The 10,527-nt window shown below is 38.6% G+C and carries 8 protein-coding genes; 3 read left to right on the top strand and 5 right to left on the bottom strand.

Annotated features, from left to right (window positions below):
* Positions 1–426 precede the first annotated feature (426 nt).
* The 3 genes from F6K40_RS15220 (at position 427) to F6K40_RS15210 (ending at position 6,403) form a co-directional block, all read left to right on the top strand.
* The gene (locus F6K40_RS15220) at positions 427–1,614 is read left to right on the top strand and encodes an eCIS core domain-containing protein (protein ID WP_293137226.1); all 1,188 of its coding nucleotides are present in this window, start codon (positions 427–429) and stop codon (positions 1,612–1,614) included.
* A 593-nt stretch (positions 1,615–2,207) separates the two neighbouring features.
* Positions 2,208–4,085 carry an eCIS core domain-containing protein gene (locus tag F6K40_RS15215; RefSeq protein ID WP_293137224.1) on the top strand — a complete coding sequence of 626 codons (1,878 nt, stop codon included), beginning with the start codon at positions 2,208–2,210 and terminating at the stop codon, positions 4,083–4,085.
* A gap of 1,142 nt (positions 4,086–5,227) precedes the next feature.
* On the top strand, positions 5,228–6,403 hold the full coding sequence (locus F6K40_RS15210) for an ATP-binding protein (protein ID WP_293137222.1): 1,176 nt from the start codon (positions 5,228–5,230) through the stop codon (positions 6,401–6,403).
* A gap of 240 nt (positions 6,404–6,643) precedes the next feature.
* Here F6K40_RS15210 and F6K40_RS15205 read toward each other — a convergent pair whose 3' ends face one another.
* From F6K40_RS15205 to F6K40_RS15185, 5 genes are all read right to left on the bottom strand, one after another.
* Entirely contained in the window at positions 6,644–6,937 is a 294-nt protein-coding gene (locus F6K40_RS15205) for a type II toxin-antitoxin system RelE/ParE family toxin (RefSeq protein ID WP_293065100.1), read from the bottom strand.
* Complete coding sequence (locus F6K40_RS15200; RefSeq protein ID WP_293137220.1) at positions 6,937–7,200, bottom strand: ribbon-helix-helix domain-containing protein; 264 nt, start codon at positions 7,198–7,200, stop codon at positions 6,937–6,939. The genes F6K40_RS15205 and F6K40_RS15200 overlap by 1 nt, the downstream gene beginning before the upstream one ends.
* Positions 7,201–7,385: 185 nt before the next feature.
* On the bottom strand, positions 7,386–8,459 hold the full coding sequence (locus tag F6K40_RS15195; protein WP_293137218.1) for a phage late control D family protein: 1,074 nt from the start codon (positions 8,457–8,459) through the stop codon (positions 7,386–7,388).
* 614 nt (positions 8,460–9,073) lie between these two features.
* Complete coding sequence (locus F6K40_RS15190) at positions 9,074–9,715, bottom strand: CIS tube protein (RefSeq protein ID WP_293137216.1); 642 nt, start codon at positions 9,713–9,715, stop codon at positions 9,074–9,076.
* Positions 9,712–10,527, bottom strand: an 816-nt coding sequence (locus F6K40_RS15185; RefSeq protein WP_293137214.1) for a hypothetical protein, incomplete at its 5' end; no start/stop codon positions are given. The genes F6K40_RS15185 and F6K40_RS15190, both read right to left, overlap by 4 nt.

Below are 10,527 nucleotides of genomic sequence, written 5' to 3'. Positions count from 1 at the left end.
AGTTCGGAGTTCGGAGAAATAATAAGGTTGATATGATCAGCTTTTGAGGATTTGCCTTGCTCGCTAATTAAATGTCAATAAGTTCTCTTTATTGATGATTTTCGACCTTTTTGGAGGGGATAACCCATTTATGATCATTAAGCTTGACTATTTGACAATAGGATTTGGTCGTCAATACTACCCAAAAACTTACCTTATTCTAAAGTTCAAAGATTCAAATGGTTATTTCAATGGAGGTAATTTGCTAAAGCTTTAATTATTTTTTCCTGGAGGTCAATCGAATCAGCTTTCATTTTGGACATTATACTACTAAAATTAATGTTTTATATTTACATAGAATATGCTGTAGGATAGGTATATATGCCATGCCACCTCCCATAATAAAACCTAAAAATTCATTAAAACAAGACATGAAAAGAAAAATTTATGTATACTTACGCCAATAAAACCCAGGACAATAAAACAAAATCGGTGGCTAATCAGGTTGCGAACAATAACAGTAGTGCTACTTCTACTTTGCAGTTTGTAGATAATCGACAATCAGCTATTCAAATGCGTAAAATACAAGGGATGGTAAACAATAGCCCGCAAGGGAAACAAGCTGCACAATTGATGGCTGATAATTATTCTTCGCAACAGCAGCCAATTCAGAGAAAAGGAAATAAGACTGGCTTGCCTGACAATCTAAAATCAGGTATTGAAAACCTCTCTGGTTACTCTATGAATGATGTGAAAGTGCATTATAATTCGGATAAACCAAGTCAATTACAGGCTCATGCTTATACACAAGGAACAAATATCCATGTTGCTCCAGGGCAAGAAAAACATCTGCCCCATGAGGCATGGCATGTGGTGCAGCAGATGCAGGGGAGAGTGAAGCCAACGATGCAGGCTAAAGGCGTGGCGATTAATGATGACCACGCCTTGGAACGGGAGGCTGACCTGATGGGGGTAAAAGCGGCCTCTGTAAAAAGAACTGACCCAAATTCGTCCGAAAATAAAGCTAGAGCGGTTGCAAATTCGGTTACTCAGAAGAAAAGTAGTGGTAAGCAAGGTCTAATGTTTGTGGATAATCGGCCTGTGGCTATTGCGCAAAGAAAACTAAAAGATACTATTCAGTTTAAAAATGGAGCATACCCAACTAACCCTAGTATGACGAAAGAGGCAAATACTAAATATGGAATTACAATTATAGAACGTTGGGAGAGTTCCAATGAAGTATTCTATGATTTGGATGACGTCGAGATTACAGAGAATATAACATATAGTGCAATACCGAACCCACCGTTTTCATTAACAGACGAGTCCGAGAAAACTCAAAGAATTTCAGGTAATATAACTGGCGATCATGGTTTCATGAAGGATACGCATCGAGAGCGACCTGAAACTCTCCGAAAATTGGAAGACATAACTGCAGGGAGTTATACTGTTGACCAGACCTATGACTATAAAGGACCAGATAATGAAGATTGGGTTCCATTTGCATCATATCAAATAAAGTATGAGATATACGATCATGATCCTCCAAATGAAGATTGGTATTTTAAAGTATCTAAAACAGGGGACCACACTGTAACTCCTTCAGACCAAAAACTTGATGAGGCGGGTCAGTGATCACACTAAGACCCGTTCTGTATTCTTGGAAACAAGCCCATAACAAAACCTAAAAGCCATTGAAAACGTCTTTTAGCCCAATTGATATGAGGAGGTGCACATTAACAGCCAAATCGGGGGTATATGTGCACCTTATTAGCAATGATCCCAGTGCAAAGTGAGTTCGAAGTTCGGAGTTCGGAGAAATAATAAGGTTGATATGATCAGCTTTTGAGGATTTGCCTTGCTCGCTAATTAAATGTCAATAAGTTCTCTTTATTGATGATTTTCGACCTTTTTGGAGGGGATAACCCATTTATGATCATTAAGCTTGACTATTTGACAATAGGATTTGGTCGTCAATACTACCCAAAAACTTACCTTATTCTAAAGTTCAAAGATTCAAATGGTTATTTCAATGGAGGTAATTTGCTAAAGCTTTAATTATTTTTTCCTGGAGGTCAATCGAATCAGCTTTCATTTTGGACATTATACTACTAAAATTAATGTTTTATATTTACATAGAATATGCTGTAGGATAGGTATATATGCTATACCACGTCCCATAATAAAACCTAAAAATTCATTAAAACAAGACATGAAAAGAAAAATTTATGTATACTTACGCCAATAAAACCCAGGACAATAAAACAAAATCGGTGGCTAATCAGGTTACGAATAATAACAGTAGTGCTACTTCTACTTTTCAGTTTGTAGATAATCGACAATCAGCTATTCAAATGCGTAAAATACAAGGGATGGTAAACAATAGCCCGCAAGGGAAACAAGCTGCACAATTGATGGCTGATAGTTATTCTTCGCAACAGCAGCCAATTCAGAGACAAGAAAATAAGACTGGCTTGCCTGACAATCTAAAATCAGGTATTGAAAACCTCTCTGGTTATTCCATGGATGATGTGAAAGTGCATTATAATTCGGATAAACCAAGTCAATTACAGGCTCATGCTTATACACAAGGAACAAATATCCATGTTGCTCCACGGCAAGAAAAACATCTGCCCCATGAGGCATGGCATGTGGTGCAGCAGATGCAGGGGAGAGTGAAGGCAACGATGCAGGCTAAAGGCGTGGCGATTAATGATGACCGCGCTTTGGAACGGGAGGCAGACCTAATGGGGGTGAAAGCGGCCTCTGTAAAAAGAACTGACCCTTTTTCGTCCGAAAATAAAGCTAGAGCGGTTGCTAATTCTGTTGCTCAGAAGAAAAGTGATGGGAAGCAAGGATTTGAGTTTGTAGATAATCGGACTGAAGCGATTACGCAGAGGAATCTGCAAGATATGGTTTATAAGCCGCCGTTTCAGCCACCAGACCAAAAAGCCTTAAACCATCAGTTAGCCAAAATGGCTTCAGTGCAACGTGTTCCTATCCCCAATTCCGAACATGATACGACAGCGGTTCCCGCTAATGCCTCAAGCATCAATCAATTACCCGTCATTGAGTTGATGAAATTCTGGAATTTGGTATACGCAGAAGATGGACAAAATGCCATGGCCTGGAGAGTGGAAATCTGTGGCCTTATTCTGGAAAAGCTTTCCGAAAAGGCCTATGGTAACTATGACCGCGCCATGCTTCAACCTTTATCTGCCGCACAAGTCAATGTCGGTCTGGAAAATAGAGCCCCATTAGGCGGTGGCCAAATCAAGGGCGTCAGTACTATTGAGGTGGGACAACAGCAAATTGTCGCTGCCAGAATGCAAGGGAACCTGTCTGAAAACAAGCTGACGGATGAAGTGTCCATGATACAAATATTGGAAATGCTCGGAGTGAGAGTGCCAACCCTCTATGCTGCTGAGGATAACGGCCTCGGACAAGCGGACTTACCAAGGGATGAGAAAGGCAAACTGAATATGCTGATGGCCAAAGTTAATTCATCAAGCCCACCCATTATTGTATATGATATGGGCCAAGGTCAACTGGCGCCCAGGTTAACGACCTTTCTTACTCAGCATCATGGCAATGATCCAATTAAATTCCAAACAATGAAAAACAATATGCTTCATGATCTTTCTGTTTTGCGCGACGTGTATCAAGTGTTAGCCATATGCGACCTGGAGATCCTTATTGAAGATAACACTGCTCACATTTGCACGATCGATCCTGGTGCTATCTTACCACCAGGACAAGCTGGCGATCAGGCAAAGGAAGCAAATACAAGACAGAACCTTATTCATGCCTGCGAGCAGGTAGAAGCATTTCAATACCAAACACAAGTGTTAAATCCCTACCCCATAACCACAACTAACGCTCAGTACATTGGGAACTTTATGGCAACGAACGGACATACTGCAAACCAAGATTTACTCATCAGGATTAACCATGTGCTCAAAGGAGAGAAGGTTACTGATATATCCGCAGTAACGGTAACAGCAGCAGAAGTCAGAGGGATTATAAAGCACAATGCTAAATTGGAAGACCTGGGAGATCTTGTGCAAGAAGAAAACATCATTGGTGCAATTGCTCTTCTCCCCTAAGGTATAAATACGAAGCATGTCTTAAAAACAGAATATTAATAAGCCCATAACAAAACCTAAAATCCATTGAAAACGTCTTTTAGCCTAATTGATATGAGGAGGTGCACATTAACAGCCAAATCGGGGGTATATGTGCACCTTTGAGCAATGATCCCAGTGCAAAGTGAGTTCGGAGTTCGGAGCTTTAACGAAGTCAGAAGTCAGAAGTCAGAAGTCAGAAGCGAGTGTGTAATTCTGAGGTCTCCGTTTCCTGCTCCAAGGCTTCGCCAACAGAATGTAAGACACACTCAAGACAGTTATTTTTGTAACGGGGATTAGAGCAACGCTCCAAAAATATTTCGCCTTAAAAGGCGGGGTTTTAGACCCAATCCTGTTTGATAATAAGGTTGATATGATAAGGTTTTGAGGATTTCCCTTGCTCGCTAATTAAATGTTAATAAGCTCTCTTTATTGATAATTTTTGACCTTTTTGGAGGGGATAACCCATTTATTATCATTAAGCTTGACTATTTGACAATACGATTTGGTCGTCAATACTGCCCAAAAACTTACCTCATCCCAAAGTTCAAAGATTCAAATTCCGTCGAACTCACGTTGGACATGATGGCTTTCCCGGATTAAGGGACTTTCAATTCTCTAATCACTGTCTGTCACAAGATAATATCATGTTTGGTTGAATAGTTATGATTACGGTATAGATGGAAGAGACATCTCAAACCCCTGAGATTGCTTCCTTCCACGAGTGTAAGTCGCAATGACTTTATAGTTAGTGTTTATCCGAACATAATATAACTTCTTCAAGCTAGTATCTTCTTTCTGAGAAATCGCCTTAGCCGTTTAGACTATACTCACTACTTTTTATTAATTCCTTATTCCTTATGAATCTAACTCAACTCAATAATAACGCAGATTGCATAGAGCGGGAACTCACTTGGTTCAGCCAAATCTTAGAACATCGGTTTCAGCTTCGTGCCGATGGAAAAAATGCGGAAAGCGATGTGTTCGCCTTAATTCCACCGCCAGTATTACCACAGACGGATGTGCCCTACGCCGAACTTGTCCACAAATTCAACTTGGAACCTGCAGAACGTCTGCTGCTTATTCTCTGCTTGATTCCCCATATCAAACCCAATCTACTTGATATGCTTTTTGTTCGTAATCAATCCTTCGATCGCGGATATACGGAATTTGGCGGAGTGATGGGCAACTCCCACAGTGGCTTTTTGCCAACTTGTGAGACTGCAATGTTTTTATTGGCAGATGACAACCTCTCTGCCAGACTTGATTACGATTCTATGTTCAGAAGCGATCGCCTCTTATTTGCCGAGGGAATCCTCTATATGGAACATACTCACGTCAACGAACCACAACTATCGGCAGCACTCCATCTCAGTCCTGAGTATCGGGAACTAATAATCACAGGACAATCCTATACACCGCCCTTGAGCTATATGTTCCCTGCACAGCGCATCACAACGGACTTAGAATGGGATAACCTGGTACTTGCTCCGACTACACAACAACAAATTGAGGATATCCTCACCTGGGTTGAAAACAAGGACGTACTGATGGACAAATGGCAATTGAAGCAGCGACTCAAACCTGGTTTTCGTAGCCTTTTTTATGGTCCCCCCGGAACCGGAAAAACAATGACTGCTTGTTTGCTGGGGAAAAAATCTGGTTTTCCGGTATTTCGCATCGATCTTTCCAGAGTTCTATCCAAGTTCATCGGGGAAACGGAAAAGAATCTAGCCAGACTTTTCGATAGAGCTAATCAGCAAGATTGGATTCTGTTTTTTGATGAAGCAGACTCCCTATTTGGCAAACGTGTTGAAACCCAAAGTTCTAACGATCGTGCCGCCAACCAAGAAGTCTCATATCTGTTACAGCGGATTGAAGACTATTCTGGTTTAGCGATTCTAGCAACCAATTTACGCTCTCAATTAGACGAAGCTTTTGCACGGCGATTTCAGTCGATGATTTTTTTTCCGATGCCAAATGCCGAACAACGTTTGCAGTTATGGCAGGATAATTTTCTGAACAAGCCATTTGATGTTGCCCAGGAGGTGGATTTTGAAAAGTTGGCGAATGAGCATGAGCTGACTGGGGGTGGCATTATTAATGTTCTGCACTACGCCTGTATCAAGGCAGTTAACCGTACACCAGCCAAAATCTACGAGAGGGATTTGCTGGAAGGTATTAGCCGTGAGTTGCAAAAAGAGGAAAGGCATGATATTAAAGCAAACAGGGGTTATGGGGAATACTTTGGTATTAGCAGGAAGTTGAGTAGCATTCCTGGTAATATTATGTCCGGTTGAATAGTTGTAGAGGGAGGAGACAGGAGACAGGAGACAGGAGACAGGAGGGAAGAGAGGAGAAGAAAGTATAGCAAAAGGCAGAAGGCAGAGGGCATCCCCCCTACCCCCCTTTGAAAGGGGGGCAGAAGGAAAAACCTTGCGTTGTCTGGGTTTTAGGTTTTTAATATGTCCTAACCTTTGCTTCGACTGCTATATAAAAAGAAGAAAGTTTTTTTTATCACTGATTATCTGGACATGATATTAGCGATCGAAAAGATGTTCTAAATTACGATATCCGCTAACTACTCTAACAATCTCAACACCATTTTCTATTAAACGATAGAGAATAATATAATTATCAAGAGGAATACCTCTTAATGAAGGTTCAATGTCTTGATAACTTCTGCCCATACTTGGAAATTGTAATAATTTTTCGCATTTGTTCTCAAAAGCAATAACAAACCTTTCGCCAGCTTCTACATTCTGACTAGCGAAATAATCAAAAATTTCATCTAAATCTTGACTTGCTTCTGGGGAAATTAAACAAATTCTCATTATTTGTTTTCTTTAGCTTGGTGAACTTTTTCTTTGAGTTTATTAATAACAGTTTGTGCTTCAATTCCTTCACCTCTGTCTAGTTGTGCCAAACCTACAGCTACTTTTTTACGAGTATCTTCCACCCACTGTTGATAATGTTTATCTCTTTCATCTAACAATTGTAAAGCTTCAGCAATAACTTCATCAACAGTTGTATATTTCCCACTATTTACTTTAGCTAGAATTAATTTTTCTTGTTCTGGCTTTAAAATAATATCCATCAGTTTCGGTTTAATTTACAAGTTTATATACACAAGACCAAAATTAATTAACGTTTGATCGAGGCAGTGCGTTAATGATAATGTAGCGCACTCTACAAGATTGGCTCAAAAAGACTTTTTCCGCAAACCTTACTTACAGATACAGCTATTAACTTCTAACTTCTGACTTCTGACTTCTGACTTCGTTAAGTCGCATTTCTCCTAACAGTAAAAGAAGTTTGATAACCCTGAGATTCTGAATAAGAATGTTCCACAGTCATCAGATAATAAAGACCGCCAAATTTATTACCAACCCCAGCAATTTCTATCACTTTACCAGCGCGTAAACTTGGATAACCTTGGCAAGTTCCCTCCCCAGTAATATAGTTAAGCAAGCCATCTTTAAACTGTCCTAAAGACATATTGTCAGCTTCGGCTTTACTTGAAACAGATTGATTAACAATTATATCACTAGATAAACCAAAAGCTTTTTGAACTTCTTTAGCACCGGAAGTTGAACCTCCCATTATACTACCTTCTTTACCGGCCCCCGCTTTGCCTAAAACCATTGCTTTATCCTTGGGAATCCATCCTTGTACCTGCACTTGGTAAACTTGATTCATGGTACTTAAACGAGGTTGAAAATCTCGTAAATCATCCCCATAAGTTATGGTAAAAAGTTTTTGTTCTGCATTATCAGGGGGACGAAAATATAAAGTTTTATTATCAACAACTACTTCATAACCAAGACGTTCTGCTCGTTCTTGTAAAAATTCCCAATCAGTTTGATTTTTTTGTAAAACATATTCTAATTTAATCTTAGTATCCTCTACTGTTGCAGTAAGTCCTTTCGCTTTAGCAATTTGACTAACAATATCACTATCTTTCATTTGAGTAAAAGATTTTGTCTGACGGCCTCGCAACAAACGGTGACGTAAATCATGTCCTCGAATTACTAATATAGGAGTAGTATCTTGGGAAAATTCCGGTTCAAGTCCAGTAATTTCCCCCACCATAACAGTTTCGATATTATTGTTATATCCCATCTGAATTTCAACACTATCTCCTAACTCAAAAACCGTTTCATCTATCCAAGTAAATTCTTGCTTTTCTAAGTCCCAAATAACAAATTTTAATTCAAACATACCAGGTGCTTCTAAATCTTCCGACACCTTTACTGAGATAAAATCTGCTTCTAATTCTGGGGAAATAGCCTTCTCTTGAACTAAAATTTTAATATTAGGATTAAGTAATTCTTCACCACTAGGTTTTTTAGACATTTTTTACCTGAAAATAAGGTTTAATTAATAATTAATAATTAATAATTAATAATTAATAATTAGGGTTTGCTGAAAAAGTCTTTTAGTAAGGGGAAAGAGTCAGGAGGAATGGGAGTTGTAGGGGCGATTCGCGTTTGCGGAGCATTCCGTAGGAAATCGCCCCTACAGAAGAATAGTCCCTTAATTTTTCTGCCTCCCGTTACCCTAAAACGCTCACTTTTTCAGCTCATTAGAGCTCTATAAACTGAGGATTTTGGGTTGACTATTGGCTGAAAAATCACTCTTATAACCCACATTCCGCACGACAAAATGTAGTATGGGACTAGGAGACAGGAGACAGGAGACAGGAGACAGGAGGCAGAAGAAAACTATAGTGGTCAATAGGAGTTAACTATTCAGTAAGTATTTATGCTTAACATTTCACTGATAATTTGACTCCTGATCGAGGTAAATGAATAGCATTTATATAGTATAAATACTTAAGCAAGCTACAGATTTTATACTGATTTTCATGTTACAAATTGAAGTGCGGAATGTAGGTTATAATTCTGCCTCCTGCCTTCTCGCTCACTCCCCATTCCTCCTGTCTCCTGTCTCCTGTCTCCTGACTCCTATTAGGTATTGAGAGGAGGAATAGTTAATACTGTTCCGGGTGTTAATTTTCTGGGATTAATTAAACGATTTTCCTCAGCAATAATACGCCATAGGGAAGGATCTCCAAATTCCTCAGTAGCAATACTACTCAAAGTTTCTCCCCTTTTTACAATTCTTACCGGATCATCTATTGGATTTTCAATTTTTTTCTGTGTTTCGGGTTCTTTCCACTCCTTAAAAGTACAATCTAAGGTAGCTCTTACAGGTGTTCCATCTTGGAGAAAATGGGTTAACTTTTTAGTTACCGTTTCCAAAAAACAATCAGCTAAAATAACACTATCTTTACCAGAAATAGTCCCCCATATCAGTTGACAACGAGGAGGTCTTTTTTTATCTGTCCCAATCCGAGGTTGAGTTAAACTTACAATCTGTTTGGTGTATGTCTGCACATTTTCTGGTGGATATTGATTGAGAGTAGTATCAAAGAATAAATTCAGACTTAAACTAGCAGATTCTTCTGCTGCTAAAAGTCCATAGTCTCCCATTTTTCCACCAGGTATAGTCATGGTAATTTCACTGGGATTAAAAAGAACTTTAATTTGGTCTTTAAAGTCTCCAGGGTTACTTTTTTCAGCTTTAATAGTTAATTTTTCTAGAGTCATCTACTTTTACCTCTACGTTCACTTTCTATTATTAAACGTCGCATTAATTTCCGTTCAACTTTATTAGCTATAGCATCTATATCAATCTTTGAATTTGATTTATTTGCCATAGTTGAAACAGAAGTTTCTGTTGGTACTGAAGGATTAGCATAAATTTTTGGGGATGAGGAAGAATTAGTATTTGCTCCTATTGGATTTTGGTTTGATAAGTTAGGTTGCTGACTAATACTGTTTGATAATGGTCTATTTTTTCCTGCATATAAAGGTAAAGGTTGAGATTTTAATTTGGAATTAATTGGAGAAGTAACAGGGGTAGTCAGAGGATAAATATTTTGATTGGTATTATTTGGTTTAATTTGTGAGTTAGAAATATTAAAAGATTGATTTTGATAATTTGGCTCCTCTCTGGCAAATGATATTTTTTTCTCAGTAAAATTAGCTTGAGAGGTTAGAGGTTGAGTAGTCACGATGGGCAATTTTTGTGAGGATATTTGAGATTCTAAATTCTTTTGTTTGATTGAATTTATTTGGGTTGAATAATTATCATCTTGTTGAGGTTGTTTGATTGGCACTAGAGTATTTAAAGGATTAACTAAGGGAAGAGATGAGGGTGATAAAGAAGAATTTTGCTGCTTTGCTTTAATGATGGGAAGTGGTTGTTCAGAAATACTTGTAAATTCTTGTCGTAACGGCATTTCTGAATTTGCTAATTCCTCAGAAATCGGTTGTGGAGAAACTAACGGTATTTCTGATGGGGAAATAGAAGTTTGATTAATTCTTTCTGTCTCTTGTTGACTCGAACTTGATGAAAT

It is taken from the genome of Okeania sp. SIO3I5 (assembly GCF_010672085.1).
Classification (GTDB): domain Bacteria; phylum Cyanobacteriota; class Cyanobacteriia; order Cyanobacteriales; family Microcoleaceae; genus Trichodesmium.
Note: the sequence above shows the minus strand (reverse complement) of the source record. Positions and strands in the feature narration are given on the sequence as shown.

Bases quoted from the DNA above. Each gene is read 5' to 3' on its own strand.
- F6K40_RS15215 (WP_293137224.1), top strand. From the start codon at position 2,208: ATGTATACTTACGCCAATAAAACCCAGGACAATAAAACAAAATCGGTG.
- F6K40_RS15205 (WP_293065100.1), bottom strand. From the start codon at position 6,937: ATGAGAATTTGTTTAATTTCCCCAGAAGCAAGTCAAGATTTAGATGAA.
- F6K40_RS15210 (WP_293137222.1), top strand. From the start codon at position 5,228: ATGCTTTTTGTTCGTAATCAATCCTTCGATCGCGGATATACGGAATTT.
- F6K40_RS15190 (WP_293137216.1), bottom strand. From the start codon at position 9,715: ATGACTCTAGAAAAATTAACTATTAAAGCTGAAAAAAGTAACCCTGGA.
- F6K40_RS15195 (WP_293137218.1), bottom strand. From the start codon at position 8,459: ATGTCTAAAAAACCTAGTGGTGAAGAATTACTTAATCCTAATATTAAA.
- F6K40_RS15200 (WP_293137220.1), bottom strand. From the start codon at position 7,200: ATGGATATTATTTTAAAGCCAGAACAAGAAAAATTAATTCTAGCTAAA.
- F6K40_RS15220 (WP_293137226.1), top strand. From the start codon at position 427: ATGTATACTTACGCCAATAAAACCCAGGACAATAAAACAAAATCGGTG.